Source organism: Haloplanus sp. CK5-1 (assembly GCF_037201915.1).
Lineage (GTDB): Archaea > Halobacteriota > Halobacteria > Halobacteriales > Haloferacaceae > Haloplanus > Haloplanus salilacus.
This window is the reverse complement of sequence record NZ_CP147505.1, coordinates 2,629,444-2,656,221: the sequence shown is the minus strand read 5'-3', so window position 1 is coordinate 2,656,221 and position 26,778 is coordinate 2,629,444. Positions and strand designations below refer to the sequence as shown.

Here is a 26,778-nt window from a genome sequence, read left to right as displayed (position 1 = left end):
CCGACGGTTCGGTCGGGGGCCTCGTCCGAGCCGGGACCCGTCATGACTCTACTCGAGTGCCACACCGGGGACAGAACCGGACGGCCGAGAGCACCGGGTGGAGGAACGTGACCTCGTAAGTGTACCCGCAGTTGCCACACTCGTGGGTCGACGGCGTCCGGAGCCAGATGGCACGCTCGGAGTCGGTGGTTTTCTTTCGAACGCGTGCCGACGTCGCGAGCCGTTCGAGGAGGTCACGAACCTGTGCCCGTGACGCCTCCATCGTCGATGCGAGTTCCCCGGTCGTGTACGGTTCGAGGACCTCCATCTCGTCGTACAGGCCGTCCGCCGTGAGGTCCCGCTCGGTTGCGTCTCCCATCGTCCGGTGTTCGACGGACGCCAACATAAAGTCGATCACCGTACGGTGCGACGGTCGCGTTACGCGTCCGTCTCGGCACCGGGTGCGTTCCGCTTGACGCTCTCGATTCCGTCGCGGGCACCGCTGCGGTCCGCGTAGCCCTGTCCACTGTCTATCAGTATGTTACCGTTACGGTGGCGGAGCCGCCAGCGGTGGTCGCCACCCCGGTCCTCGTAGAGTTCGAACGCGGCCCGGCCGATGTCGAGGACGTCCGCGTCGGGGGCGTACTCGCGGACGCTGGAGAGTGCATCCTCCGCGCCGCTCTTCGAGTCGTAGCCTTCGCCGCTGTCGGCGACGATACTCCCGTCGCCGCCGAGGAGCCGCCAGCGGTACTCGCCCGCGTTGTCCTCGTACACTTCGGCGTCGAGGTCGGCGGCGCGGTTGCGAATCCGGTCGACCGCTCGGTTGGCGTCGTGGCGTCGGGTGTACCCCTCGCCGCCGTCACCGAGGATGTTCCCGTTCCGGTGGACGAGTCGCCACCGCCACTCGCCCGCCCCGTCGAGGTAGACCTCGAAGCCGGTCGGGTCGAACCAGAGGTAGTCCGCCGGGCCGACGTACTCCTTGAGCCGACCGATCGCACGCTTCGCGTTGCTCCGCGACGCGTACCCCTCGCCGCCGTCGCCGATGATGTTTCCGTTGTCGTGGCGGAGTCGGAAACGGTACTCGCCTGCGTTGTCCTCGTAGAGTTCGAACGTCGCTCGACTCTCCCGTTCCTCGACGGGGTCGATGCTCTCTTGGTCCTCGGGGAGTTCCGCCTCTCGCTCGAACAGGAGCGTCGTCGCACCGAGGGCGTTTCGACGGACGCTCACCATCCCCTTCTGGGCGTTGTGCTTGCGGGTGTAGCCCTCGCCGCCGTCGGCGATGATGTTTCCGTTCCGGTGGCGGAGCCGCCACCGCCACTCGTCCGCACGGTCCTCGTAGAGTTCGAACGTCGCCTGACTGGCGCGCATCGAGTCGATGATCGCCTGCAGGTCCGCTCGGTCGGCTTCGCCAGCAGCCGTCTCGCCTCGTGCGGCGTCGAGTTCGGATTCGTGTCGGTCACGCTCCGCGTCGAGTTCCGCTTCGAGGTCTGCCACCTCGGTTTCGAGTCGTGTGGCCCGGTCCTCGCTCGCCTCCAGATCCTCTCGGGTCACGCCGGCCACGAGCGGGACGACCGCGCCGCCGATCATGAGGATCGCCAGCCCGACCGCGTACAGCAGTATCACCGGTTGGCTCCCGGTCTGGACGCTCCACTCCGCAGGGAACACCAGGACGAACCAGACTGCGGCGACGAAACAGATCGCCTGTCCGAGATACGCCGCGTAGTTGGCCCACGACTGGAGCGGGAGTCGGATCACCGGTCCAGCGACGAGCATCGCCAACCCGACCGCCGCGATGAAGATACTCACCTCGCGGAGCGTGAGCGCCGACGCGCCGGTCGCGGACGTGCTCGGCAGGAAGAGGACGATACCGAGCGTCCCGAGCACCAACCCCGTCAGAAAGACCCAGTAGCCACGCACCTCGTCGTGTGTCGTCGGGCGTCCGACCCGCTCTCGATAGATCCTCGCCAGTACGCCGTCGTTTGTCTCCGTTGCCATACCGTGTAATCACAGACACATTATTTAAAAATAACTCAAAAATTAAACATTTTTCACGAGTGAGTGACAGCCACGGCGATACCGCCGGACTGCTCCCCGAATCGAGAGGTCGTACGAATCAGTCCTCGACGAGGCCGACGTCGGTAAACTCGAAGCGCGCACCGCCGTCGGGTCCGTCGGTGACGCGGACGGTCCAGCCGTGGGCTTGGGCGATTCGCTCGACGATGCTCAGCCCGAACCCCGTCCCCTCGGAGTCGGACGAGTAGCCCACGTCGAAGACCGCCTCGCGCTCGGCTGCGGGGATCCCGACGCCGTCGTCCTCGACGTAGAACCCGTCGGGAAGCGGGCCGAGGGTAACCGTCACGTCGTCTCCGCCGTGTTCGATACTGTTCCGCATCAGGTTCTCCAGGAGTTGTCGGAGACGGTTTCGGTCGGCACGGATCGGCCGGTCGACCGTGACCGACAGCGACGCCTCGCCCGTCGCGACGGTCCGCCAACAGCGGTCCGCGAGTGGGGGTAGCCCGACCGCTTCCGTCTCGCCCACGTCCGTGCCGCTCCGTGCCAGCGAGAGGAGGTCCTCGATCAGGGTCGACATCCGCTCGTGTGCCTTCAGGACGGCGTCGAGATGCTCGCTGTCACACTCTTCACGGGCCAGTTCCACGCGGTTCTGCGCCACGTTCAACGGGTTCCGGAGGTCGTGTGAGACGACACTGGTGAACTCTTCGAGCCGGGATTTCTGACGCTCTAGGTCCCGTCGCGCGCTGATGTCGACGTACAGAGCGAGTGTGCCGGTGGCTTCGTCTCGGCCGTCGTAGCGAGGGACGGCTCGCAACAGGGACGCGACGACGTCGCCGCCGGCGGTCACCAAGTCCCTGTCCTCCCGCATGAACTCCCCTTCGAGCGCGCGCTCGTAGCCGCCCTCCGTCATCGCTCGACGGGAGTCATCCGTGTAGAACTCGCCGAGGTTCCGTCCGATAACGTCCGACTTCTCGTAGCCCAGCGTCCCGACGAACAACTGGTTGCAGTCCTCGATTATCGGCTCACCGTCTTCGGCGCGCGTGACGACCGCCATGACTGGTGCCTCCTCGAAGAGATACTCGTACTGCTCTTCGAGTTCCGTCGCCAGCGCCTGCAACTCCTCTGTCCGCCGCTCGAGTTCGCGTTCGCGCTCCTTGCGGTCGGTGATGTCGCGGTTGTTCGTCACGATACTGCCGATGGCGTCGTGGTCGAGTTGGTTCGTCCCACGGACTTCGAGCCAACACCACTCGTCGTCCGCGGTGCGGAACCGGCACTCGGCGGTGACCGTCGCACCGGGATCCGTGATGAGGGCGGAAAACTTCGCGTAGAGGTCGTCGACGTCGTCCGGGTGGATGAACTCGAACCCGTTCTCTCCGACGATTTCGCCCGGTTCGTAGCCGAGAATCCGTGTGATGGAGGGACTCCCGTACTCGATCGTTCCCGACTCGTCGAGGACTGTGATGATGTCCGTCGACTCCTGTAGGTACGCCTCGTAGCGTTCGAGTTCCCGCTTGCGCTCCTTGCGGTCGGTGATGTCGCGGGCGACGCCGACGACTCCCTCCACGACCCCGTCGACGGTCAAGGGCGTCAGTCGATACTCCAGAACCGCGTGCCCGTGTCCGGGGAACTCGGACTCGACCTCACCGTCGAGTCGCTCGCATCGACCGTCGAACAGCGCCCGGTACGGGTCGTCGGCGTCCGACTGCGCCTCGATCACCGGGATGAGGTTGCTGGTCCGTCCCTCCAGTGCCGCCCGCGTCTCGCCGTACCACTCCGCCAGATGCTCGTTGACGATCACGTAGCGGCCGTCCGCGTCGTAGATGCAGGCCGCCTCCCCCATCGAGTTGATCATCCGCTCGTACTGCATGAGTTCCCGGTTGCGCTCCGCGAGGGCCCGCTGTGACCGGTACGACTCGACGGCGTTCGTGATCCGGTTGGCCAGCACGGTGTACTGGTCGGTGCCGCTTTTCTTTTGCAGGTAGTCGGTCACACCCGCCGAGATGGCGTCGCTCGCGATGGCTTCCGACCCCTTTCCGGTGTAGAGCACGAAGGGGAGGTCCGGACGGTCCGTCCGGACGGCCTCCAGCAACTCGACGCCGGTGCGTCCCGGCATGTCGTGGTCCGAGACAATGCAGTCCACCTCACCGTCGTCGCGGGCCAGGATCGCCTCCGCCTCGTCCGCGCTCGTCGCGGTCCGGACGTCGATGCGCTCGTCCTCCCGTTCGAGAAACGTCGCGGCCATGTCGGCGAACGCCTCGTCGTCGTCGACGTGGAGGACGTGCACCTCTTCGTCGGTGATCGTCATGGATCTACCCTCGATACCCCTGTGTCTGCGGGGGCCAACTTAAACGGGACGGCTGCGGTGGCCGTCAACCGACTGTACAGTCGCCGCGACGGGGCCGCGTATCCGGCGTGCTACACGCCCAGCCACTCGTCGTTTCTGATCTCGTACCCGTTCGCCCGGCAGAACTTCGCCGCCTGCCGGCGAACGCCTCGGGACCCCGGGAGTGACTCCTTCTCGTGGATTCGGTCGACGATCCAGTCGGTGACGACCTCGATCCCCCCGTCCTCGTCGACGGCGTCGATCGCTCCCAGTTCGCGAAACGTCTTCTCGTAGGCCTCGCGCTGTGACCGGCCGAGGGTCTCGTTCGGGAGGGTCTCGGCGGCCTCCACGATCCGTTTCATCGCCGACGCGACCGTCGGCCGCTGGACCCGCGCGCCGAGGGCCGTGGGAGAGTCGAACGTCTCGTCGGCCGTCTCGGGTACCAGGTCCGCGACGGTGTAGGTTCCGTCCGCCGTCTCGACCCGGTAGTCGCCGACCGAGGCGACGACGTCGGTCCCCGTCACCGGGAACGTCAACGCGCCGAGTTCGGCCTCGAACTCGCCGAGATCGTCCGCCTCAACCGGCGGTTCGGTCTCGTCCATTCGCTCCAGTTCCTCGACGAGGGCGCGCGTCTGCTGCCGGTCCTCGGCGTCGTGTGCTTGCTTGTCTCGGCCGCTCTTGTCGTCTGCCATACAGGAACTACGGCGGCGACGCGGATAACCCTGTGGTCGGATCCCCCGGCGCTTTCGCCGGTCGCAGTATCGACACCGCACCAAGCGAACGATCCCCGATCAATACATATATACGTGATTCCGGCGAACGTCCGCTCGCGACCGAGTCCCGATAGGGTAGTGGACTATCCTCTTGGCTTCCGGAGCCAGGGACCGGCGTTCAAATCGCCGTCGGGACGTTTCTGCCGACACTACGCCGACGAGCGGAGCGAGTCGGCCGTCGGCAGAAACGGATGCACGGCGATTTGAGCAGCGAACGAGCGAAGCGACGTGAGTGAGTTCAAATCGCCGTCGGGACGCTCACTTCAGTCGCCGGTCGACGCTGTTGACCGGCCGCACGCGAGACAGCCGTCTCGCGCCGTTCACGTCCCGCCAAGGAGCGAAGCGAGTCGACGTCGGGACGTTCCTGTCGACAGTGCGCCGTCGAGCGGAGCGGTCGGAGCGGACCATGTAGTGAGATTTATCGGGGTGTGGAGGCGACCACAGCCAAGGAATGCTTCGATCTATCGAACGCGAGTTGATCGACGGGTTGTCCGGAGCCGTCGCGGACGCGGGGCACGACCGCGCCGTCGACGCCTCGGCGCTCGAACTCGAGGACTTCGACGACGACGAGAAAGGTGAGTTCTCCTCTGCGATCTCCTTTGCCATCGCAGCCGACGAGGGGGCAAACCCGATGGCGGTCGCGGCGGCCATCGCCGACGCCCACGAAGCCGCCGGACTCCCCGAGGGAATCGGTGCCGTCACCGTCGAGAACGGCCACATCAACTACCACCTCGACGTCGAGACGATGGCCCGGCGGACGCTCTCGACCATCGACGGCGAGGCGGACTCGTACGGCTCCCGGGACCGCACCGATCCCGATACCATCGTCGCGGACGTCTCCTCGCCGAACATCGCCAAACCACTCCACGTCGGCCACCTCCGGAACACGATCCTCAGCGACGCCCTCATGAACGTCTTGGAGGCGTTGGGTCACGACGTCACTCGGGACAATCACCTCGGCGACTGGGGGGTGCAGTTCGGAAACCTACTCCACGAGTACGTCGAGTTCGGCGACGAGGACGCCTTCGAGGACGACCCTATCGCCCACCTCCTCGACCTCTATCAGCAGTTCGAACGGCGCGACTCGATGCTCGAGGACGTCGAGGAGTTCGGGGCACTCACCGACTCGTTCGAGGACAGCGTCGAGGCGGAGCGCGAGTACCACACCGACGCGGGCAAGGAGTGGTTCGCCCGCCTCGAGGAGGACGACGAGGCGGCAGTCGAGCGCTGGGAGCAGTTCCGCGAGGCCAGCATCGAACGGTTCGAGGCCATCTACGAGGAACTCGGCGTCGACTTCGATCTCTGGATCGGTGAGAGTTTCTACGCCCGCGAGGGGTGGAACGACCGGATCGTCGACCGGGCCCTCGAAGCGGACGTGGCGATACGCGCCGATGACGGGTCGGTGTTCGTCCCCATCTACCCCGACGAGTACGAGGGCGCGGGCGACCCGGCGCGGGCCGACATCGACCCCTCGCCCGACCGCGCCCGGGAGACCCTCGCGGAGGCCGGGAGCGTCGAGGACGCCGACTTCGACCCCTTCTACATCGTCAAGTCGGACGGCTCGACCGTCTACGGCACCCGTGATCTGGCAACCATCGCCTACCGCACCGAGGAGTTCGACGCCGACCAGTCGGTGTACGTCGTCGCCAGCGAACAGGATCACTACTTCAAGCAGTTGTTCGTCGCCGCCCGCAAGATGGGCTTTACCGACGTGCGCTTACGTCACATCAACTACGGGATGATCAGCCTCCCAGAGGGGAGCATGTCGACCCGCGGCGGCCAGATCGTCACCGTGCGCGAGGTACTCGACGCCGCCCGGGAGCGCGCCCGCGACATCGTCGAGGAGAAGGGCCGTGGCGTCGCCGACGACGAGGTCGACGCCATCGCCGCGAAGATAGCGCTCGCGACGGTGAAATACGGGATGGTCGCCTCGAACCGTGGGAAGGACATCACCTTCGACATCGACGAGGCGGTGTCGCTCGAGGGCGATACGGGCCCGTACGTCCAGTACGCCACGACCCGGGCGTACAGCATCCTCGACGACGCCGAGGCGGTGCCGGACGTGGACGCCATCGATCCCACGGCGTTCAACGACACCGACCACCAGTTGATCTACCACCTCGGTCGCTACCCCCTCGTCCTCGACCTGTGCGAGGAGCGGTACGACGCCGCCTCCCTCGCGCGCTACCTGCTGGATCTGGCACACGTCTTCAACTCCTTCTACCACAAGAACCGCGTCCTCGACGCGGAGTCGGCGGCCGCGGAGCGCCTCGCCCTGACCGCGGCCACCGCGCAGGTGTTCGAGAACGGCCTCGGACTCCTGGGTATCGACACCCTCGCGGAGATGTAGAGGGCTTATGCCCCCACGGACCGACCGGATGTCCGTGATCCGACGCGACTGGGGACGCCTCCTGCCCGTCCTCTTCCTGTTCGTGACCGCCGGTTGTGTCGGCGTGACGCCGGATCCGTCCACGACGGCGACTCCCGAAGGAACGGCCACCGTTTACGTGACCCACGTGGTCGACGGCGACACGGTCGACGTCCGCTTCGCCGACGGCCGCGAGGACACGGTCCGACTTCTGGGCGTCGACACGCCGGAAGTCCACGCCGAAACCGACCCGACGGAGTTCGAGAACGTGGCGGACACCGAAGCGGGTCGCGACTGTCTGCGGCGTCACGGGGAGCGAGCGAGCGCCTACGCCGAGGAGAGGCTCGCCGGCCGCGAGGTGACGCTCCGCTTCGACGCCGCGGCGGGGCGGCGGGGCGGCTACGACCGCCTCCTCGCGTACGTCGTCGTCGACGGCCGCTCGTTCAACGCGGCGCTGCTCGAACGCGGCCACGCCCGCCTCTACGATTCGACCTTCCGCGAACGCGACCGGTACGCGTCGCTCGAAGCCGAGGCGCGCGAAAACGGACGCGGCGTCTGGTCGTGTGCAGCGGGGTGACGCCGCGGACAGCAGGGGAATGGGGGTGTTGGAGCGTGTGACCCCCGGCTACCGTACGGGCTCTCCCCACATTACTGTCTAGGAAATTATACACCCCGATAATTACTATAGAGCATTTACGAAGACTTTAGTATTACCAAAAAATATGTGGTGGTGAGTATGACACCCACAGGAGTCCGCAAGGTCGAGGTGGCGGGCGGACGGACGGCGTGGGTCGGCGCGGCGGTGGAGCGATGACGGCGACCAAGGCCGGTCTCGCGGGACAGTTGGCGGTGGTCGCCGGGTTCGAGAACCCGCAAGCTGCCCTCGAACAGTACCCGACGCCGCCGGAACTCGCGGCCCACGTGATCCACATCGCCGACCTGAACGACGACATCGAGGGACGGACAGTCGTCGACTTGGGCGCGGGGACGGGGATGTTCACGCTCGGCGCGGCGCTCCGTGGCCCGACGCGAGCGGTGGGCGTCGAGATCGACCGCGACGCGCTCCTGATCGCCCGCGAGAACCGACGACGGGTCGGTTCTCGGACGGAGATTCACTGGGTCAACGCCGACGCCACCCGCGCGCCGATCCGTCCGGACGGTCCCACGACGGTCGTGATGAATCCGCCGTTCGGCGCGCAGGACGGCAACGAACACGCCGATCGCGCGTTCCTGTCGACCGCGGCCGAGGTGTCCGACGTCTCCTACTCGGTCCACAACGCCGGGAGCCGGGAGTTCGTGGAGGCGTTCGCCGCCGACAACGCCGGCGAGGTGACACACGCCTTCGCCGCGGAGTTCGACCTCGACAGACAGTTCGACCACCACGCCGCCGCCCGAACGGAGATTGACACCGAGGTGTTCCGGATCGAGTGGCGGTCGGGGTAGCCGGGCGACCCCGTCACACCCGACGCCTCACTCGTAGGTCTCGCGCCGAGCGACGCGGACCCGCGTCGATCCGTCGACAGCGTAGATCCGTCCGCCGACGTTGATGAAATCCAGCCCGCCGGCCGACACCGTCTCGTTGACCCCGGGGACGGGCGTGGTGGCCGACCGATTGCCGACGGAGACGTCGAGTCGGAACTCCTCGGAGCCGCTGACGACGGAGACGTTCCGGCCGGCGATCACGGGCTCGGCGCGGGCCGGCGGCGCGGTGTACGCCGTCACGTTCTCGTCCCGGTAGGAGAGTTGTACCCGGTAGGTCGTGCCGCCGCCGATGGCGCTCCACCCCCGTCGCTGGACGCGAACCGAGTCGCGCCAGCCGACGCCACCGACCCTGACGCGGGTCGTCCCGGTAAACGCCAGTCGACCGGCGGGGACGGCGGTCATCCAGATGCCGCGCTCGCGGTTCCTGACGATCACTCCCGAGGTGTTGACCTGCGTCGTCTCGCCGAACGCCTCCACGTCGACGACCGACACCATCCCGTTGGGGACATCCTCGGCGTAGGTCACCTCGTACCCGCGCACCGTCACCGGGTCGGCGGGCAGGTCGCCCTCGGCCGGCGTCGTCAGGTTGACTGGCACCGCGGGGCCGGCGATGGCGGCCGTACACAGCACCAGGGCGGTCGCACCGACCTGCCACCGGGGGAGCGATCGGAGGGCGCCCCCGTCCCCCTCCCCGGCCCTCGACAGGAGCGGGCGCGCCGACGCCACAACGGTCGCCGCCACCAGCGTCGCCAACAGGACGACGAGTGCGAGTCCGGCCGCCCGGTAGAGAACGTACGTCTCGCCGCCGCGGAACCAGTACACCGCCCACAGCGCCTGTGCGACGCCGAACAGGGCGACGCCGACGGCGACGCGCGCGGCCGACGGCCGGTCGTCGCCGCGAGCACGGGCCAGCCACACCCCGAGGAGGACGCCCGCGAGGAGACCGATGGCGTGGCCCTGGATCGCGACGTCGGCCCACCACGGCGACGAGTACGACGGCCCGGCGCTCGCGGTCAACGTCGGCTGCTGGAACGCCCGGTACAGCGTCCGAATCCCATTGCTCGCCGAGAGTGCGACGACGGTCGTGATCGGGTAGTGGACGAGTGCAAAGCCCGCGAACGCGAACACGACGCCCGAGAACCCGATCACCGGCCCGACCGCGAACAGCGCGGTGAACAGGCCGACGCCGAGGACGGCGACCGGGACGACGACGAGCGCCCGCACGTAGGGGTTGGTCGGCGGCGAGGTGAACGTCTGGGTGCCACGCTCCCGCGGGTAGTGACCCCACGTGTACTCGACGATCGGGGCGAGTGCGAGCGTCCCGACGAGGTTGCCGATCAGGTGTGCGGGACCGAAGTGGGCGAACGCCGCCGTCGCGACGCCCACCGGGTAGAAGTACGACCACGCCCGAAAGGGGATGGTGACGGGAGCGTACCAGTTCGACCACCCACCCTGGACGAAGAGGTACACCGCGAGGACGAATCCAGCCGTGATCAGCGTCCCCCAGGGGACGCCGGCGAGGAATCGGGATCGGAGGTGTGCACCCCACCGACCCCTCGGCCGGTCGAGGGCGACGACGACGAGAACCGAGAGGAGGAGAGCGAGACCCAGCGCCAGCCTGAAGAGGGTCGCCGCCTCCGGGAGGCCGAGCATGTCCCCCGTTCTCGGCCGGTCGGTAATGAATCCGACGGGGGCGTGTCGATCCGGTCGCGCGTCGTTCGAGAGTTACAGTTTGCTCTCGGCGTCCTCGGCGAGTTCGGCCATGCGCTTGCCGACCCGACCGGCGTCGGAGAACTCGTCTTCGGTCATCGCCGTCGCCAGGGCATTGCCCAACACGAACACGGCGTGTTTGTGCTCGCTTTTCGATTTGTGGACGTGCGAGGGGTCGACGCTCAGCGACTCGTAGGGATCGAAGATGCTCTCGTCGACCGACTCCTGGCTACGGAAGTAGTTCATGATCGTCACCATCTGTTCGTGCAGTTCGAGGAGTTCTTCCTTGTGCATGTTCGCCCGTACGACCGTAGACGGGTTAAGGATTGTTGCGGTAGGTTCCCACGATCAGAAGACGTACTCGTCTTCGTGGCCCATCATGCCCTCCTCCTCGAAGCTGGGCTCCTCATCTTCCATCGGGCCACTCGTCTTGTAGGCTCTGAGACCGGTCGAGAGCAGTTCCTGAATGGCCTCCTCCCTGTTGACGAACTCCCCCTGTTCGACCAACTGAGCGATCTGCATCTCCAGATGTTCGGGGACGGTTATTTCCACGTTCGGCATTTGGACGGTCGACGGTTTGCGAGGGGCGTATTTAAATTCTGTGGGGTTGCTTCGGGGTTCACGAACACCACACACCGACGAACGAGTAATTTCACGCAGATCGTAAAATCGAATTAACGAATCGAGTACCCGACCGACACGCATAGGTGAGTCGGCACCACAGGACCGGTATGGATCGGGACGCCACCGACATCTACCGCGAGTTCGGCGACGAGCGTCTTCCGCCCGGACAGCACCGTACCGACTCCTTTCCGGTGCTCTCGAAGGGGTCGACCCCGCGGGTCACACGCGAGGAGTGGACGCTCTCGGTGAGTGGCGCGGTGGAGGACCCGGTCACCCTCGACTGGGACGCGTTCACGTCGCTGGGCGTCGAGACACAGCGCCAGGACTTCCACTGTGTCACCGGCTGGAGCCGGTTCGACTGCGACTTTACCGGTCTGCCGTTCACGACGCTGGCCGACCACGTCGGCGTCGGTTCGGACGCCGTCCACGTCCTCTTTCACGCCGCGGACGACTACACGACCGACCTCCCACTGGACGCCTGCCTGCGCCCGGAGACGCTCTTTGCCTTCGAGTTCGACGGCGAGCCCTTGCCACGCGATCACGGCGGCCCCGTGCGTGTGGTCACACCCCACCGGTACGCCTACAAGGGCGCGAAGTGGGTGACGGGCGTCGAGTTCTGCACCGAGCCCCGACGCGGGTTCTGGGAGCAGCGGGGGTACTCGGTCACCGCCGACCCGTGGGCCGAGGAGCGCTACAGCGATAGTTAGGTAAAAGGGTACGGCGTACGCAGGACTTTATAATGGGAGTCCCCCAAAGCGACGAGACGGAGACCGGTCTCGTCAGTCGGTCGGTACGGGGATCGGTGCCGTCGCTCCGTGCCGCCCTCGACGCCATGCCGGCACCGCGGACGTTCTGGACCGCCCCGGACGAGGCGACGGTCGTCGCCGGCGGCGTCGCCGCGGCCGTCACCGCGGAGGGTCGCGACCGGTTCGCGTCGGTCCGCGATAGCATCGACCGACTGCTCCGCTCCGGCGACGTCCACGCCGGGACCGAAGCTGCCTGCCCCCGGCTGTTTGGTGGCTTCGCCTTCCACGACGAGGCGAGCGACGGCGACGACACGTGGGCCGACTTCCCCGGAGCACGGTTCGTCCTCCCGCGGGTACAGGTCACCGACACCGACCGCGGCACCTGGGTGACGGTCAACGCCGTCGGCCCGGACGCGACGGCCGACGCCGTCGAGCGACGGCTCGACGAGGCGTGCGAGCGACTCACCTCGGCCGAAGATGCCGACCCCCACCGCGGGCCGAGCATCGTCTCGCGGACGCGCACGACGCCCCGCGAGACGTGGCGGGAGTCGGTCGAGGCGACCATCGATCGGATCGACGCCGGTGACCTCCGGAAGGTCGTCCTCGCGCAGGCGCTCGCCGTGACGCTCGACGACCCCCTGTCGGTGTCGGACGTGCTCGCGAACCTCGGCGAGACGTACCCCGACTGTTACCGCTTCCTCGTCGAACCGACCGCCGACCCGGACCGCCCGAGTTTCTTCGGCGCGACGCCCGAGCGACTGGTCAGCCGTCACGGGCGGACGGTCACGACCGGCGCGCTCGCGGGCACGACCGGCCGGGGCGACACGCCGACCGAGGACGACTGGCTGGCTGCCGAACTCCTCGACGACGAGAAGAACAGCCACGAACACGACCTGGTCGCCGAAACCATCCGAGAACAGCTCTCCCCGTTCGCGTCGTCGGTCACCGCCGGCGGGCGCCGGGTCCGCCGACTGGAGACCGTCCAACACCTCTTCACCCCCATCACCGCGACGCTCGACCACGATACGCACGTCCTCGATCTGGTGGAGGCGCTCCACCCCACGCCGGCGGTCGGGGGACTGCCCCCGGAGCGCGCGCTCGCCACCATCCGCGAGACGGAGCCGTTCGACCGCGGGTGGTACGCCGCCCCCGTGGGCTGGGTCGACGCCGCCGGCAACGGCACCTTCGCGGTCGCCATCCGTTCGGCACTCGCCCGGGGCACCGAGACCACGCTCTTCGCGGGTGTCGGGGTCGTCGACGACTCGGATCCCGACCGCGAGTGGGACGAAGTGCAACTCAAGTACCGGCCGATCCTCGACGAACTGGAATGAGCGCACCAAACCGCAACGTCCTCTGGGCGCGGGCACTCGTGGACGAACTCGTCCGGGCCGGCGTCGACGCCGCCGTCGTCTCGCCGGGGAGTCGGTCGACACCGCTCGTCGCCGCCGTCGACGAGCACGAGGATCTGACCGCCTACTCGGTCCTCGACGAACGCTCGGCCGCCTACTTCGCGCTCGGCCGCGCCCGCCGAACCGGCGAGGTGACGCCCCTGATCTGTACCTCCGGTACCGCGGCCGCCAACTACCACCCGGCAGTCGTCGAGGCCGACGAGGGCCGGGTGCCCCTGCTCCTCCTCACCGCGGACCGCCCCCCGGAACTCCGTGAGAGCGGCGCGAACCAGACGGTGGACCAGGAGAAACTGTACGGCGACGCAGTCAGGTGGTACAAGGACCTGCCCGAACCCGAGGCCGACGCCCGCAAACTCCGATCGCTCCGGACGACGGTCGGCCGGGCACTCGCCGAGGCGACGGGGACGCCCTCGGGACCGGTCCACCTGAACTGCCCGTTTCGCAAGCCCCTCGAACCCACACACGTCGAGGGCGACGTGCCCGCCGACCTCGACCCCCTCGCGGCGGCCGGCCGCGACGACGACCGGCCGTTCGTGTCGACGACGGCCGGCGTCCCGCGCCTGGACCGCACCGAGCGCCGCCGCCTCGCCGAGGCGCTGTCGGTCGGCCGAGGGCTGATCGTCGCGGGGCCGACGGACCCGCCGGGCGTCGATCCCCAGGCGGTGACGGCGCTGGCCCACGCGACCGGGTTCCCGATCCTCGCGGACCCGCTCTCGGGCCTGCGCTTCGGCGGCCACACCCGCGTGACGACGACCCTCGGCGGCTACGACGGCTACCTCGACCCCGGAGTGGCGGCCGACTGGCCCGACCCGGAGGTCGTCCTGCGGATCGGAGCCTCCCCCACCTCGAAGCGACTCCGGAAGTACCTCGCCCGCACCGACGCTCGCCAGTTCGTCGTCGATCCTGCGGGTGCGTGGCGGGAGGCGGAGTTCCGGGCAACCGACCTCGTGATCGCCGACCCCTCGCGTCTCCTCGGCACCCTCGCGGAGACGGTCAGTGGCCCGGACGCCCCCGAGTGGCGCGAGCGCTGGGCGGCCGCCGACCGCACCCACCGCGAGGTTGTGGGCGAGGCGACCGACGACGGCGTGGAGCACGGCTCCACGAGCAATCGGCTGCAAGCCGACGACGGGGCGGGTGGCTACTTCGAAGGGGCGATCCTCGCAGACGTGGCCGACCTCGCACCCGAACCCGCGACGCTCGTCGTCTCGAACTCGTCGCCCGTCCGCGACGCCGACCGGTACGTCGAGCCGACGGCAGCGGGCTATACCGTCCTTGGGAACCGCGGCGCGTCGGGCATCGACGGCGTCGTCTCCACGGCGTTGGGGGCGGGCAGCGCAACGACCGACCACCTGACGCTCGTGATCGGCGACCTAGCCCTCTACCACGACGGCAACGGCCTGCTGTCGGCGTTGCGGTGTGGCGTCGACGCGACGATCGTGGTGATCAACAACGACGGCGGCGGCATCTTCCACCGCCTCCCCATCGAGTCGTTCGACCCCCCCTTCACCGAGTCGTTCAAGACGCCACACGGGATGGAGTTCGACCCGGTGGCCGACCTCTACGACCTCGACCACGTCGCCGTCTCCGACCGGGCGTCGTTTTGCGACGCCTACGCCGAGTCGGTCGCGAGCGACGGGACGGACGTGATCGAGGTGCGGACGGACGCCGAGGCCAGCCAGCGGACGCGGGAACGACTGCTTGAGGCGACCGTCGACGAGCTGACCGACTGATCGGGTTTTATATCGCCGGACGTCCCAGCCGGGCGTGATGCCCTCCGCGACCCGCCAGACGACGCTCCTCGCCGTCACGGCCGTCGTCGTCGTCGCCGCCGTCGTCGCACAGCGTGTCCTGCTCGGTGCCTTCATCGGTGCCGTCGTCTACACCGTCGGCTGGCTGATCGACCGACTGTCGCCGGGGACTCCGCTCGACGATATGACGCGGGCGCGAACCCTCGCGACCGGCGCGGTCGTTCTCGCAGTTCTGGCGTACGCCGTGCTCATCGTGGCGAACATCCTCCTCGGCCTCGTCGTCGCGCTGACCGTCGTCGTCGCCGCGTGGCTCACCAGCCCCTTTGGACCCGTAGCGCAGTGGCTCGACCGGCGGGCGTGACCGGCGACCTGCACCTTTTTGCGCGCGCCGCCCCGCCCTCGGGTATGGTTTCCGACCTCTTCGATCCCGACCGCTGGACGGCCGTCACCGACGAGTTCGAGGACGTGACCTACCACCGCGCGGACGACGTGCCCGCGGTTCGCGTCGCCATCGACCGTCCCGAGGTCCGCAACGCCTTCCGCCCGCGGACCGTCGACGAACTGTACGCGGCGCTGGATCACGCCCGCAAACAGGCCGACGTTGGCTGTGTCCTCCTGACGGGCAACGGCCCCTCGCCGACGGACGGTGGCTGGGCGTTCTCGGCCGGCGGCGACCAGTCGATACGGGGGGAGTCGGGGTACGAGTACCGCGAGGACGACGCGCCGGCGGCAGAGACCGACGCCGACACCGAGGACACCACCCTCGACACCGACACGTCGACCGTCGGCCGCCTGCACGTCCTCGAGGTCCAGCGGCTGATCCGATTCATGCCCAAACCCGTCGTCGCCGTGGTCCCTGGGTGGGCTGTCGGCGGCGGCCACTCCCTGCACGTGATCTGTGACCTCACCCTCGCGAGCGCGGACCACGCGAAGTTCCTCCAGACGGATCCGGACGTGGCCTCCTTCGACGGCGGCTTCGGCTCCGCCTACCTCGCCCGACAGATCGGCCAGAAGAAGGCTCGCGAGGTGTTCTTCCTCGGGAAGACCTACGACGCCGACGAAGCGGCCGACATGGGGATGGTCAACGAGGCGGTCCCCCACGAGGAGTTGGAGGAGGTGGCGCTTTCGTGGGCCGAGACGATGACCGGCAAGAGTCCGACCGCCATGCGGATGCTGAAGTACGCGTTCAACCTCGCGGACGACGGGATGGTCGGCCAGCAGGTCTTCTCGGGCGAGGCGACGCGGCTGGCGTACATGACCGACGAGGCCGCCGAGGGCCGGGACGCCTTCCTCGAGGGGCGGGAACCGGACTTCTCGGACGTGCCGTGGCACTACTGAGCACGGCCGGGAACGACCGCCCGGCGAAAGGCAGATAGTATATGCTTGCACACCAAACTCGACGTATATGGTGACCGATGAATCCGAACCGTGTTGATTTTTTCGTCGACCTGGCGTACGGTGCAGTCATTCTCCTCGCGGCGGCACTCATCCTCCTCGTCGGTACCGGCGTCGGCGTCGCCTTCGGGATCGGTGCGATCGTCTCGTACGTGATCCACGTCGTCTGGAAGATGGCGCGGTTCGATCCCGAGTGGATGACACGAGAGGTGACACAGAAAGTCGAGGAGACGATCACCGAGGAAGTGTCCGAGGAGGTCGCCGAGAACGTCGAAGAGACGATCACCGAGGAGGTCGCAGAGAACGTCGAGGAGACGATCACCGAGGGGGTGACCGAGGAGGTCGAACGGACCGTCACCGAAAACGTCGAACGGACGGTCTCCGAGGAGATGGACGACATCATCGAGCAGCTAGAGCAGGTGAACGAACGCGTCGACCGACGGCCCAGGGCCGACGAAATCGACGACGGAACCGACGAGGACGGCGGCGACGAACCGGAGGCGAAGCGATGACCACTGTCCGACTGGAATCCGACGGCCACGCATGATCGGCGCGCTCTTGCTCGTCGGCTTCGCCGTCTCGCTGTTCGTCGGATTCAACATCGGCGGCGCGACGACCGGCCCGGCCTTCGGCCCCGCTGTCGGCGCGGGCGTCATCTCGAAACTGATGGCCGGCGCGCTGATGGCGACCTTTTTCTTCGTCGGCGCGTGGACGCTCGGTCGGCGGGTCGTGAACACGCTCGGCCGGGATCTGGTGTACGACCCCGGCATCTTCACCATCGAGACCAGCATCGTCGTCCTGTTTTTCATCGGCGGCGCGCTGTTCGTCGGCAACTACGCCGGCGTCCCCGCGTCGACGTCGATGACTGCCGTCGGAGCCATCGCCGGCCTGGGCGTCGCCGCGGGCGAACTCAACTGGGCTGTGATGGGCGAGATCGCCGTCTGGTGGATCGTCGCCCCGCTGCTCGGCTTCTGGGTCTCCGGCGTCGTCGGCCGATACTTCTACCCGACGATCAACCGCTGGATCGCCATCGACGGGAGCGACGGGGACCTCCTGACCGTCGACCGGTCCGGTGCGGTCCCGATCCCGACGTCGGGGCCGAACACCACCCGCCGGGAGATCGTCGGCGTCGTGGTGGTCGTCGCCATCGGCTGTCTGATGGCCTTCTCCTCGGGCACCTCGAACATCGCCAACGCCATCGCGCCGCTGTACGGCGCGGGCGTCGACATGAACCTCCTGATCCTGCTCGGCTGTGGCGCGGTCACGATCGGTGCGCTCACCATCGCCCGCCGGACCCTCGACACGCTGGGCAACGACATCACCGACCTGCCACTGACGGCGGCCATCGTCGTCGCCGTCATCTCCTCCGGCATCGTCATCGGTCTCTCGGCCATTGGCATCCCCGCTTCCTTCGTCATCATCGCCACGATGTCCATCGTCGGCCTGGGCTGGGGTCGGGCGACACGGTCGATCACCGTCTCTGAGGGGGTCCGCGGCGAGAAGAAGCCCAACGTCTCGGTCGGCGCGCTGACGGCCGAGGAACCGGGCGAGGAGTCCCCGGACATCGGCGAGGAAGACCCCGCCGACACGCCGAGTGCGGCCGAACTGTTCAACCCCGAGACGACGGGGCGGGTCGTCCTCATGCAGAACGTGGTTCCCATCCTCTCGACTGTCGGCGCGTACGCGACGTTCTACGTCTTGTTCCGGTTCTGGTGGTAACACGCTCCCGAACCGGGAGGCTTTACGCCGCTGGCGTTCCCACGACCGGACGATGAGTACGGAGGAGGTCGGACGACGACGGGCGTGGGTGATGGCCGCACGGCCACAGACGCTCCCGGCGGCCGCGGCTCCGGTCGCCGTCGGCGTCGGGCTGGCGGTCGGACGGGACGTCGCCCATCCCCTCGCCGCGCTCGCCGCGCTCGTGGGGGCCGCGTTGATACAGATCGGCACCAACTTCGCCAACGACTACTACGACGCCGTCAAGGGCGCGGACACCGACGACCGCGAGGGATTCACGCGGGTGACACAGTCGGGGCTCATCGCCCCCGAAGAGGTCAAGCGGGCCACGTATCTCACGTTCGCGGCGGCGATCCTCGTCGGTGCGACGCTGGTCTACGTCGGCGGCCTCCCGATCCTGATCGTCGGCTTGGTCTCCGTCGCCGCCGGTCTCGCCTACACCGGCGGTCCCTACCCGCTGGGCTACCACGGCCTCGGCGACGTCTTCGTCTTCGTCTTCTTCGGCCTCGTCGCAGTCACCGGCACGTACTACGTCCAAGCCGCGGCCGTACTGGCGCCCCCGCTCCCGCTCACCGTCCCCCCGGAGACGGTACCCCCGATCGCGGTCGTCGCCAGCCTCCCCGTCGCCGCGCTGTCGACGGCCATCCTCGTCGTGAACAACGTCCGGGACATGGAGACCGACGCCGAGACGGGCAAGCGGACGCTGGCCGTCCGGATCGGCTACCGCTGGAGTCGCGTCCAGTACGTCGGCCTGCTGGTGCTCTCCTATCTCGTCCCGGTCGGCGTGTGGCTCGCCGGTCCGGGGTCGGTCCTCGTCTGTCTCCCACTCCTCACCATCCCACTCGCCGCCGCCGTCGCCCGCACCGTCTGTACGCGAACGTCCGGCGGCGCGCTCAACCCCGCGCTGGAACGCACCGGCAAACTGCTCGCTGCACACGCCGGCCTGTTCGCGGTCGGTCTCGCCTTGGGTTTATGAATCGACGCCCGTTCGCACTCGACCTCGATCGCTCGCTCGGAACGGCTGCCGGGACGATCGACCGGCGCGAGGGGGATATCGTCCGGATCGGGTCGGCAGGCGTGACGGGGGTCGGCGAGGCGACGCCGCTCCCGGGGTGGACCGAGTCGCTCGACGACTGCCGGGCGGCACTCGACGCGGTGGCGGACGCCGACGGGACGCTCCTCGAGGCAGCGGCCGCGACACCGCTCGAACCCCTGTCCACGGCACCGCCGGTCGTGACCGCTCCGTTAGACGACACGCCCGCCGCCCGCCACGCGGTCGAATCCGCCGCGCTCGACGCCCTCGGGCGACTCGAGGGCCGGCCGCTCGCGTCGTTGCTCGCCGACGCGCCCGCACCCAGCGTCCCCGTCAACGCGACGCTCGGCGACGCGTCACCCGAGGAGACGGTGGCGGCCGCGCTCGACGCCGTCGACGCCGGGTTCGACTGTCTGAAAGTCAAGGTCGGCGTCGGCGACCTGGACCGGGACGTGACGCGACTCCGGACCGTCAGGGCCGCCGTCGGCTCGGACGTGACGCTCCGGGCCGACGCCAACGGCGCGTGGGACCGCGAAACGGCCGAGGAGGCCGTCGAAGCCCTCTCGTCGCTCGATCTGTCCTACGTCGAACAACCCCTCCCTGCCGCCGATCTGTCGGGCCACGCCGGTCTCCGGGGTCGGGGGGTCGATATCGCGCTCGACGAGTCGCTGACCGCGGCGACGGTGGCCGACGTACTGGCCGCCGACGCCGCGGACGTACTGGTGGTGAAGCCGATGGCGCTCGGCGGCCCCGCCCGCGCCGTCGGGGTCGCACGCGACACACTCGGCGCGGGCGTCGACCCCGTCGTGACGACCACCGTCGACGCCGCACCCGCACGGACGGCGGCGGTCCACGTCGCCGCCACGATTCCGGACGTGCGTCCCTGTGGGCTGGCGACCGGCGACGCCCTCGAAACCGATCTGGCCCCCGATCCGGTGCCCGTCGAGGCGGGGACGGTGGCCGTGCCCGACGGTCCGGGCGTCGCTGGCGACGCCTTCGACGACCTGATCGGACGCGGGCCGTAACCGGTCACCGGAACGGGGGTCGCGTTAACTTTGGCGTGAGTTGTGCCGGACGGCGAGGGCTTTGAGCCACGATTCTGCTGTCTGCGGTTCGACATGGCTGAAACTAGTTGCGAACGATGAGGTTCGTCGTTCTATCTCCCAAAAGACACGTTCGATGGCATTCCGATTCCCGTGTGAAATCATCTGGAATCGGTACCCGTCTTCGTCGAGGACGTTCACTAGATAATCGGCGTCATCGACGAGAAATTCGACGCCATCTAGCCGATATCGTCGATGAAGTTCGGTCAGAAACCATCGCGTCGTCTGTTTCGTTGTCGCTGGAAACAGCCTGAACTGCAGGATTTCGTTTGTTTGAGGATCGACGGCACCGTACAGCCAGTAGTCGTCGCCGTTGATGCGGATCACTTTCTCGTCAACCGCAAGTTGATCCGCACTCACCGTCGACATCGGCTGTAGATCGGCCTTGTGCACCCAGTTGTGAACCGCGACGTGACTACGTTTGACTCCCAACTCATCGAGAAACTGACTGGCATCCCTTGTTGACATACCTGCGAGATGACACCGGATGCCCACTTGAATCGCCCACTCGGGAGTCCGCTTTCGCTCCACAAACGACAAGTCGATCCACTCGATACATCCGTTGAGGCGGTCGAATTCTAGCATAAGCACTCAGAACTCGTCCGCCTCATCCTCTAACTTAACGCGACCGGAACGGGCGGGGGTACTTTTAACAGCGGGTAGTGATTCGTGCGTGACGTGACCCGATCTGCTGCCGGCGTGGTCGACCAGTACGACATCGATCCGGCGGTGGTCGAAGCACTCCTCGCTCGCTACGGCGACGTGACACTGGAGCCGGATGCGGACGAACTCACGGATCGAGAACGGCTCGTCCGCGAGTTCTTCGAATCAGGAGACGAGCATCCCATCCGGACCGGTCCGGACCACTACCACCAGTTCGAACGGTCGGAGTGGGTCGAACGGCCGGCCGCTCCCGGTACGGAAGACGAGTTCCAGGCGGCACTCGACGCGGCCGTCCGGCGAGGGATCGTCGCTCGAACCGACGAAGACCGCCCGCGATACTCGTCGTCGTACTACGATCTGCTGTCGGAACTCGGCGGAGAGTTCACCGCGAGCGACATCGACGAACTCTGCGAAACGACCGGGATGCCCAAGCGACATGTGTACTACCACGTATTCACCGACCTGAACCTCGACGTCGATCTGAGAGCATGACCGACGACTCCCCGAACACGTCAGAGCGGGACGGCACCGACGCAGTCGACCGGGAAGAGTTGGTCTCTCGGGCCGTCGACGACCCGGAGGCCATCACCCCGGAGGAGATGTCACGCATCGTCGCGCTAGTGAACGCGGACGACGTCGACGAGCGGTTGCGGGGCGCGGAGGCGTTACAGAACCTCTACGACCGCCCGGATCTGTTCGAGCCACACGTGTCGACGCTCCTCCAGACGGGGGCGCACTACCCGGACGACGTGGACGGAATCCCGTCACCACAGCAGGTGATGGCTTCGGATGAACTCCGGGCGACGGTGTACGTCGCCGATTCGTTGGCCCGGGTCGCACAGGCCCGGCCGTCGGTGTTCGAACCGCACCTCGACTGGCTGGAAGACGCCGTGTTCGGCGACGAGTCCGTTCCGGCGTACTACGCGTTCATCGCGGGCTACGTGTACGGACATACGAACGCGGTGCCCGAGGAGCGACTCGTGGCGGAACTCTGTTCGTACCTCGACCGTGGGCGGGGCAACGGCTATCCGTCGTGGGCAGCGGACGCACTTCGCGTCCTCGGCGACGACAGTGCGCTCCCCGCCCTCGAAGCGAAGTACCCCGACGAACCGCTGGACGACGCGACGACGGACGCGTTCGATGCCGCCATCGAGGCGCTCGAGAACTGACGCCACAGTGGTCGCGTCACTCCGTCCGATCCGTGCGCCCGCCACACCGACGGCGTCGATGGCGCATGATATATCACGGTCTGCGTCCCTACAGCCACCATGACGACCGGTCGTCTGCTCTACGTGCTCGCGCTGTTCGCTATACTCGTGTTCACGCTCGGCATCGTGGTCGTCTGGGCACTCTCCTACGGGCCGCTGTAACTCACGCGTCGTCGTCTCCGCCGACGTTGCCGTGCGTGACGCTCTCGCGACGGTCGGCCCGGAGTCGCCGGATCGCAGCCGCGGCGTTCGAGGCGTCGTAGCCGAAGTAGACGGCGTCGGCGTACGCCTCGGCGACCGTCGTCGCGTCGACGAGGGCGTCGACGTCCACCTCGACGGCGTACAGTTCGACGCCCAGGTCGACGTCGAGGCCGGCGAGTCGGCTCTCGAACCCCTTCGCGATGGTCTCGAGCCAGTAGGTCGTCCCGTAGGCGGTGTCGTAGATGGGGACGACGAACTCCTCGACGTGCGGGGAGAGTGCCTCGATATCGAGGCCGCTTCGCGCCCGGAGATGGCCGGGGTAGGGGTCGGGGTAGCAGGTGAGATAGAGGTCGCCGGGGACGCGGTCCCGGACCGCGGCGACGAAGTCGGTGACGACCGAGGCGCGCCAGTCCTCGCGGTCGTCGAAGTCGCTGTCGGCGAAGCGGCGGTCACAGCGCTCGCATCGACAGTAGCCATCGCGGGGGAACCCCACGTCGTCGAGTCGGAGGTCGGGGGACTCGGCTACGCAATCGTCGACGATTTCGAGGACGCCCTCGCGGTAGCGGTCGTGGGTCGGGCAGACGTACGACCAGTCGAAGTAGGGTCGTTCGCGGGTCGCCGATCGCCCCTCGGCGTCGACGGCGGCCAAGTCGGGGTCGTCGCCGACCGCGGCGTTGTCGCCGAACGTCGACACCATGTTGACGCCCGTCGAGAGCGGGGCTGCCGCCCGGCCGGTGACGTCTTTCACCTCGTAGAAGCCGGTGTCGAACGTCGACCACTCCAGTTCCTCGGCGTTTCGCGTGACGACCCCGTACATGCGGATACCCGACGGTACGAGGGCGTGGTGGGTAAATGGCGCGGTGGGTGATCCGCACCCGAAAAACGACCCGTGGACGCGTTACTCGTCGACGTCGACTTCCACGGGGTTCTTGTCGCCCGAGAGGAGGACGTAGCCGATCGCGATCAGTGCCAGCACGAGGATGAACTTCGTCTTACCGGACATACCACAACGTTGGGCCACCGGTCACAAAGCGGTTTCGCCCGAGCCTCGGGCGTCGATGTGTTCGGCCACGTCGCCCTCGCGGACGATGGTGCCACAGTACGAACACCGGACGCCGTCGTCGAACACCTCGAACTCGGTCCGGACGGGTTCGTCGGCGTTCGTGATGCAGTTGTGGTTCGGACAGACCAGGATGCCGGTTACCGAGGCCGTGCGCTCGACCCGGTTCTTATCAATCACCTCGAAGTCGCGGATGATGTTGATGGTCGCTTCGGGGGCGATCAACGAGAGGACGTCCACCTCCGACTGGCTGAGTTCGCGCCCCTCCACTTTCACCACGTCCTTGCGACCCAACTTGTCACTCGGGACGTTCATGCCGATGCTGACCGTCTCGCCGCCGTTTCCGTCGATGCCGAGGATGGCGAGGACGTTCAACGCCTGCCCGCCGGTGACGTGGTCGATGACGGTGCCGTCGCGGATCTTGCTGACGCGGAGTTCCTTCTCCGTGTCGCTCATCGTCGGTCACCCCCCTCGTCCCCGAGGAGGATGTCGAGCAACGCCATCCGGACGGGGACGCCGTTGTGTGCCTGTTCGAAGTACTTCGCACGCGCCGTCTCGTCGACCGCCGGCGCAATCTCGTCGACCCGAGGGAGCGGGTGCATCACCGTCAGGTCGTCGCGGGCGTCCGACAGCGTCTCGTTGTCGATGCGGTACTCGCCGGCGACGGCGCGGTACTCCCGTTCCTCGGGGAAGCGCTCGCGCTGGATGCGCGTAACGTACAACACGTCGAGTTCCGGGAGCACCTCGTCGAGGTCGGTGTGTTCGCGGACCTGCGCGCCGGCCTCGTGGAGGTCGTAGCGGACGTTACGGGGGAGGCGCAGACTCTCCGGGCTGACGAAGTGTTGGCGCACGTCGAAGTTGGTCAGCGCGTGGGCCAGCGAGTGGACGGTCCGGCCGTACTTCAGGTCGCCCATGATGCCCACGGTGATGTCGTCGAGACCGGCGTTCTCGCGGATCGTGTAGAGATCGAGGAGCGTCTGACTCGGGTGTTGGCCGGCCCCGTCGCCCGCGTTCACCAGCGGCACGTCGACGAACTGCGAGGCGAGTTTCGCCGATCCCTCGCTGGGGTGGCGGAGCACGATCGCGTCGGCGTACCCTTCGATCACGCGGACGGTGTCGGCGAGGCTCTCGCCTTTCTTCACCGACGACGACTCGACCGACCCCATGTCGATCGTCTCGCCGCCGAGGCGCTTCATCGCCGACTCGAAGCTCATCTTCGTTCGGGTGCTCGGCTCGAAAAAACAGAGCGCGAGGACGCGACCGTCGTGACTCCCGTGGCCGGCCTCCCCCGCGGAATCGACCGACTCGGCGCGGTCGAGCACCGTCTCGATGTCCGCCCGGGAGAGGTGGGCCGCGCTGATGAGGTGGTCCTCCAACATTACCTGTGTGAGCCACCCGCGGCGTCTTGAATCCCCCGGGACGACTCGCCCGGACTCAGGGCCAGTTGCCCGCGTCGTCGAAGGCGTCGATCACCCGTTCGAGGGCGAGGACGTACGCCGCAGTCCGGATGTTCGGCACGTCGTAGGACTCGTAGGCGTCGACCAATCGGTCGAACGCCTCGGTGACGATCCGTTCGAGTTCGTCGTTGACGCGTTCCTCGGTCCACGAGAATCGCTGTCGGTTCTGCACCCACTCGAAGTAGGAGACGGTCACGCCGCCGGCGTTGGCGAGGATATCCGGGAAGACGTAGACGTCGTGGTCGGTGAGGACGTCGTCGGCGTCGGGGGTCAACGGGCCGTTCGCCGCCTCGACGACGACGTCGGCCCGCACGTCGCGGGCGACGTCGGCGTCGACGGCGTTCTCCAGGGCCGCCGGTACCAAGAGGTCGACGTCGGCGGCGAGCAGTTCCTCGTTCGACAGTTCGCGGTCCGCCCCGGGAAAGCCACCGACGACGCCGGTCTCCCGCTTGTGTGCCGTCACTGCCTCGGTGTCCAGTCCGTCTGCAGCCTGGATGCCGCCCCGCGAGTCGCTGACAGCGACGACCGTCGCGCCGGCCTCGTCAAGCAGTTCGGCGGCGACCGATCCCGCGTTCCCGTACCCCTGTACGGCGACCGTCGCCCCTTCGATGCCCCGGCCGAGGTAGTCGAAGGCTTCCCGGGCGGTGAGCATCGTCGACCGGCCCGTCGCCTCCACGCGCCCGGCGCTCCCCCCCGAGGAGGGGGCCTTCCCCGTGACGACGCCGGGTTCGGTCGTCCGCTCCAAGGTCTCGTAGGTGTCCTTGATCCAGTTCATCTCCCGTTGGCCCGTGTTCACGTCGGGCGCGGGGATGTCCCGGTCCACGCCGATGAGCGGTCGGAGTTCGACAGCGAAGGCGCGCGTGATCCGTTCGAGTTCGCTCGCGGAGTACTCCCGAGGGTCGAACGCGATGCCACCCTTCGCGCCGCCGTACGGGATGTCCACCACGGCACACTTGTACGTCATCCACCCGGCGAGCGCCCGCACCTCGTCTTCGGTGACGTTCGGGTGGTAGCGGATTCCGCCCTTGTACGGCCCGCGGTCGCCGTTGAACTGTACCCGGTAGGCGTCGAACCGCTCGACCGATCCGTCGTCCATGTCGACCGAGAGCGTCGTCGACAGGACGCGTTCGGGGTGTTTGAGTCGGTCGATCACGTCGGCGTCGGCGTCGACGTAGGCGGCCGCGTCGTCGATCTGTTCTTTGAGGCTCTCGAACGGATTGATGTCCGCCATCCGGCCCCCGATTCGACCTCCGCCAATACAGTCCTTTCGACCGCCATGAACGTCACGCGCCCTCGCCGGACGCGTCCGACCTCGTTCACACCAGTACGACGCCGACCGCCAGGACGTTCACGGCTGCCGCGCCGATCCAGGGGATCGCCAGTCCGGCGGGGACGAGTCCACGATAGCGTTCGGGGAGCAGGAACCATCCGCCGACGGCGACGGCGAGGGATGCCCCCTTCAGGAGCGCGAGTGCAGGGACGACGCCGACCCTCGCGATGAGGTCCGCGGCGACGGGGTTGCTCTCGGTCAGTCCGAGGCGGATGCCGTAGACGGTGAGCGCGGCGTCGAGAACGAGACCGACGATCACGGCGACCCAGAGCCGGGCGGCGTGGGCCGTCGTCAGGGCGGCGAGGCGGGAGAGCCACGCGCCGCCGACCGCCGGACCGACCGTCGCCGGCTCCTCGGGGGTGGAGTCGCTCGTTGCCATACGACGACGAGTGACACACAACCCACGTGAGTATACG

Annotated in this window: 27 protein-coding genes and 1 tRNA gene; 15 read left to right on the top strand and 13 right to left on the bottom strand. The window is 67.7% G+C overall.

Features of this window, described 5'->3' with window-relative positions:
* Positions 1 to 40: 40 nt before the first annotated feature.
* The 4 genes from NBT81_RS14075 to NBT81_RS14060 form a co-directional block, all read right to left on the bottom strand.
* On the bottom strand, positions 41 to 358 hold the full coding sequence (locus tag NBT81_RS14075) for a FeoC-like transcriptional regulator (RefSeq protein WP_338739480.1): 318 nt from the start codon (positions 356 to 358) through the stop codon (positions 41 to 43).
* 59 nt (positions 359 to 417) lie between these two features.
* On the bottom strand, positions 418 to 1,974 hold the full coding sequence (locus NBT81_RS14070; protein WP_338739479.1) for an HVO_2922 family protein: 1,557 nt from the start codon (positions 1,972 to 1,974) through the stop codon (positions 418 to 420).
* Positions 1,975 to 2,092: 118 nt separating this feature from the next.
* Positions 2,093 to 4,297: a PAS domain S-box protein gene (locus tag NBT81_RS14065; RefSeq protein WP_338739478.1), complete on the bottom strand. Its 2,205-nt coding sequence runs from the start codon at positions 4,295 to 4,297 to the stop codon at positions 2,093 to 2,095.
* Between the two features lie 110 nt (positions 4,298 to 4,407).
* On the bottom strand, positions 4,408 to 5,007 hold the full coding sequence (locus NBT81_RS14060) for a hypothetical protein (RefSeq protein WP_338739477.1): 600 nt from the start codon (positions 5,005 to 5,007) through the stop codon (positions 4,408 to 4,410).
* 145 nt (positions 5,008 to 5,152) lie between these two features.
* Here NBT81_RS14060 and NBT81_RS14055 point away from each other — a divergent pair.
* The 4 genes from NBT81_RS14055 to NBT81_RS14040 all read left to right on the top strand — a co-directional run bounded on the left by NBT81_RS14055 (position 5,153) and on the right by NBT81_RS14040 (position 8,899).
* Positions 5,153 to 5,225: transfer RNA gene (locus tag NBT81_RS14055), tRNA-Arg, on the top strand.
* A gap of 314 nt (positions 5,226 to 5,539) precedes the next feature.
* Positions 5,540 to 7,438, top strand: coding sequence for an arginine--tRNA ligase (locus NBT81_RS14050; protein ID WP_338739476.1), 1,899 nt, complete (start codon positions 5,540 to 5,542; stop codon positions 7,436 to 7,438).
* Positions 7,439 to 7,472: 34 nt separating this feature from the next.
* Positions 7,473 to 8,033, top strand: a complete 561-nt coding sequence (locus NBT81_RS14045; RefSeq protein WP_338739475.1) for a thermonuclease family protein — start codon at positions 7,473 to 7,475, stop codon at positions 8,031 to 8,033.
* A 233-nt stretch (positions 8,034 to 8,266) separates the two neighbouring features.
* Positions 8,267 to 8,899, top strand: coding sequence for an METTL5 family protein (locus tag NBT81_RS14040; protein ID WP_338739474.1), 633 nt, complete (start codon positions 8,267 to 8,269; stop codon positions 8,897 to 8,899).
* Positions 8,900 to 8,926: 27 nt separating this feature from the next.
* On the opposite strand, the gene NBT81_RS14035 is transcribed toward NBT81_RS14040, so the two are convergent.
* From NBT81_RS14035 to NBT81_RS14025, 3 genes are all read right to left on the bottom strand, one after another.
* A complete protein-coding gene (locus tag NBT81_RS14035) occupies positions 8,927 to 10,591 on the bottom strand; it encodes a rhomboid family intramembrane serine protease (RefSeq protein WP_338739473.1) in 1,665 nt (554 codons plus the stop codon).
* 72 nt (positions 10,592 to 10,663) lie between these two features.
* On the bottom strand, positions 10,664 to 10,942 hold the full coding sequence (locus NBT81_RS14030) for a UPF0058 family protein (RefSeq protein ID WP_338739472.1): 279 nt from the start codon (positions 10,940 to 10,942) through the stop codon (positions 10,664 to 10,666).
* 54 nt (positions 10,943 to 10,996) lie between these two features.
* The gene (locus NBT81_RS14025) at positions 10,997 to 11,209 is read right to left on the bottom strand and encodes a ribbon-helix-helix domain-containing protein (RefSeq protein WP_338739471.1); all 213 of its coding nucleotides are present in this window, start codon (positions 11,207 to 11,209) and stop codon (positions 10,997 to 10,999) included.
* A gap of 170 nt (positions 11,210 to 11,379) precedes the next feature.
* Between NBT81_RS14025 and NBT81_RS14020 the strand changes: the two genes are divergently transcribed.
* The 9 genes from NBT81_RS14020 (at position 11,380) to NBT81_RS13980 (ending at position 20,365) form a co-directional block, all read left to right on the top strand.
* Entirely contained in the window at positions 11,380 to 11,979 is a 600-nt protein-coding gene (locus NBT81_RS14020) for a molybdopterin-dependent oxidoreductase (RefSeq protein WP_338739470.1), read from the top strand.
* A gap of 32 nt (positions 11,980 to 12,011) precedes the next feature.
* Positions 12,012 to 13,349 (top strand): isochorismate synthase, encoded by a 1,338-nt coding sequence (locus NBT81_RS14015; RefSeq protein ID WP_338739469.1) that lies wholly within the window; start codon positions 12,012 to 12,014, stop codon positions 13,347 to 13,349.
* Positions 13,346 to 15,157 (top strand): 2-succinyl-5-enolpyruvyl-6-hydroxy-3-cyclohexene-1-carboxylic-acid synthase, encoded by a 1,812-nt coding sequence (menD, locus tag NBT81_RS14010; RefSeq protein WP_338739468.1) that lies wholly within the window; start codon positions 13,346 to 13,348, stop codon positions 15,155 to 15,157. The genes NBT81_RS14015 and menD overlap by 4 nt, the downstream gene beginning before the upstream one ends.
* Before the next feature lie 37 nt (positions 15,158 to 15,194).
* Positions 15,195 to 15,536, top strand: a complete 342-nt coding sequence (locus NBT81_RS14005; RefSeq protein WP_338739467.1) for a hypothetical protein — start codon at positions 15,195 to 15,197, stop codon at positions 15,534 to 15,536.
* 44 nt (positions 15,537 to 15,580) lie between these two features.
* Positions 15,581 to 16,513: a 1,4-dihydroxy-2-naphthoyl-CoA synthase gene (locus NBT81_RS14000; RefSeq protein WP_338739466.1), complete on the top strand. Its 933-nt coding sequence runs from the start codon at positions 15,581 to 15,583 to the stop codon at positions 16,511 to 16,513.
* 77 nt (positions 16,514 to 16,590) lie between these two features.
* On the top strand, positions 16,591 to 17,082 hold the full coding sequence (locus NBT81_RS13995; protein WP_338739465.1) for a hypothetical protein: 492 nt from the start codon (positions 16,591 to 16,593) through the stop codon (positions 17,080 to 17,082).
* Between the two features lie 31 nt (positions 17,083 to 17,113).
* Complete coding sequence (locus tag NBT81_RS13990; RefSeq protein ID WP_338739464.1) at positions 17,114 to 18,289, top strand: inorganic phosphate transporter; 1,176 nt, start codon at positions 17,114 to 17,116, stop codon at positions 18,287 to 18,289.
* Between the two features lie 52 nt (positions 18,290 to 18,341).
* On the top strand, positions 18,342 to 19,283 hold the full coding sequence (locus NBT81_RS13985) for a 1,4-dihydroxy-2-naphthoate polyprenyltransferase (protein ID WP_338739463.1): 942 nt from the start codon (positions 18,342 to 18,344) through the stop codon (positions 19,281 to 19,283).
* Positions 19,280 to 20,365: an o-succinylbenzoate synthase gene (locus tag NBT81_RS13980; protein WP_338739462.1), complete on the top strand. Its 1,086-nt coding sequence runs from the start codon at positions 19,280 to 19,282 to the stop codon at positions 20,363 to 20,365. Before NBT81_RS13985 ends, NBT81_RS13980 begins: the two co-directional genes overlap by 4 nt.
* 24 nt (positions 20,366 to 20,389) lie before the next feature.
* Here the strand turns inward: NBT81_RS13980 and NBT81_RS13975 are convergent, their stop codons facing one another.
* Positions 20,390 to 21,028, bottom strand: a complete 639-nt coding sequence (locus NBT81_RS13975; protein WP_338739461.1) for an IS6 family transposase — start codon at positions 21,026 to 21,028, stop codon at positions 20,390 to 20,392.
* Between the two features lie 93 nt (positions 21,029 to 21,121).
* On the opposite strand from NBT81_RS13975, the gene NBT81_RS13970 reads away from it, so the two are divergent.
* Both NBT81_RS13970 and NBT81_RS13965 read left to right on the top strand, forming a co-directional pair.
* Entirely contained in the window at positions 21,122 to 21,598 is a 477-nt protein-coding gene (locus NBT81_RS13970) for a hypothetical protein (RefSeq protein WP_338739460.1), read from the top strand.
* Entirely contained in the window at positions 21,595 to 22,275 is a 681-nt protein-coding gene (locus tag NBT81_RS13965) for a hypothetical protein (protein ID WP_338739459.1), read from the top strand. Before NBT81_RS13970 ends, NBT81_RS13965 begins: the two co-directional genes overlap by 4 nt.
* 202 nt (positions 22,276 to 22,477) lie before the next feature.
* Here NBT81_RS13965 and NBT81_RS13960 read toward each other — a convergent pair whose 3' ends face one another.
* From NBT81_RS13960 to NBT81_RS13940, 5 genes are all read right to left on the bottom strand, one after another.
* Complete coding sequence (locus NBT81_RS13960; protein ID WP_338739458.1) at positions 22,478 to 23,332, bottom strand: hypothetical protein; 855 nt, start codon at positions 23,330 to 23,332, stop codon at positions 22,478 to 22,480.
* 207 nt (positions 23,333 to 23,539) lie between these two features.
* On the bottom strand, positions 23,540 to 24,031 hold the full coding sequence (pyrI, locus tag NBT81_RS13955; RefSeq protein ID WP_338739457.1) for an aspartate carbamoyltransferase regulatory subunit: 492 nt from the start codon (positions 24,029 to 24,031) through the stop codon (positions 23,540 to 23,542).
* On the bottom strand, positions 24,028 to 24,954 hold the full coding sequence (gene pyrB / locus NBT81_RS13950) for an aspartate carbamoyltransferase (protein ID WP_338739456.1): 927 nt from the start codon (positions 24,952 to 24,954) through the stop codon (positions 24,028 to 24,030). The genes pyrI and pyrB overlap by 4 nt, the downstream gene beginning before the upstream one ends.
* Before the next feature lie 55 nt (positions 24,955 to 25,009).
* Entirely contained in the window at positions 25,010 to 26,263 is a 1,254-nt protein-coding gene (locus tag NBT81_RS13945) for a Glu/Leu/Phe/Val dehydrogenase (protein WP_338739455.1), read from the bottom strand.
* A gap of 85 nt (positions 26,264 to 26,348) precedes the next feature.
* Positions 26,349 to 26,741, bottom strand: a complete 393-nt coding sequence (locus tag NBT81_RS13940) for a DUF5658 family protein (protein WP_338739454.1) — start codon at positions 26,739 to 26,741, stop codon at positions 26,349 to 26,351.
* Between the last annotated feature and the right edge of the window lie 37 nt (positions 26,742 to 26,778).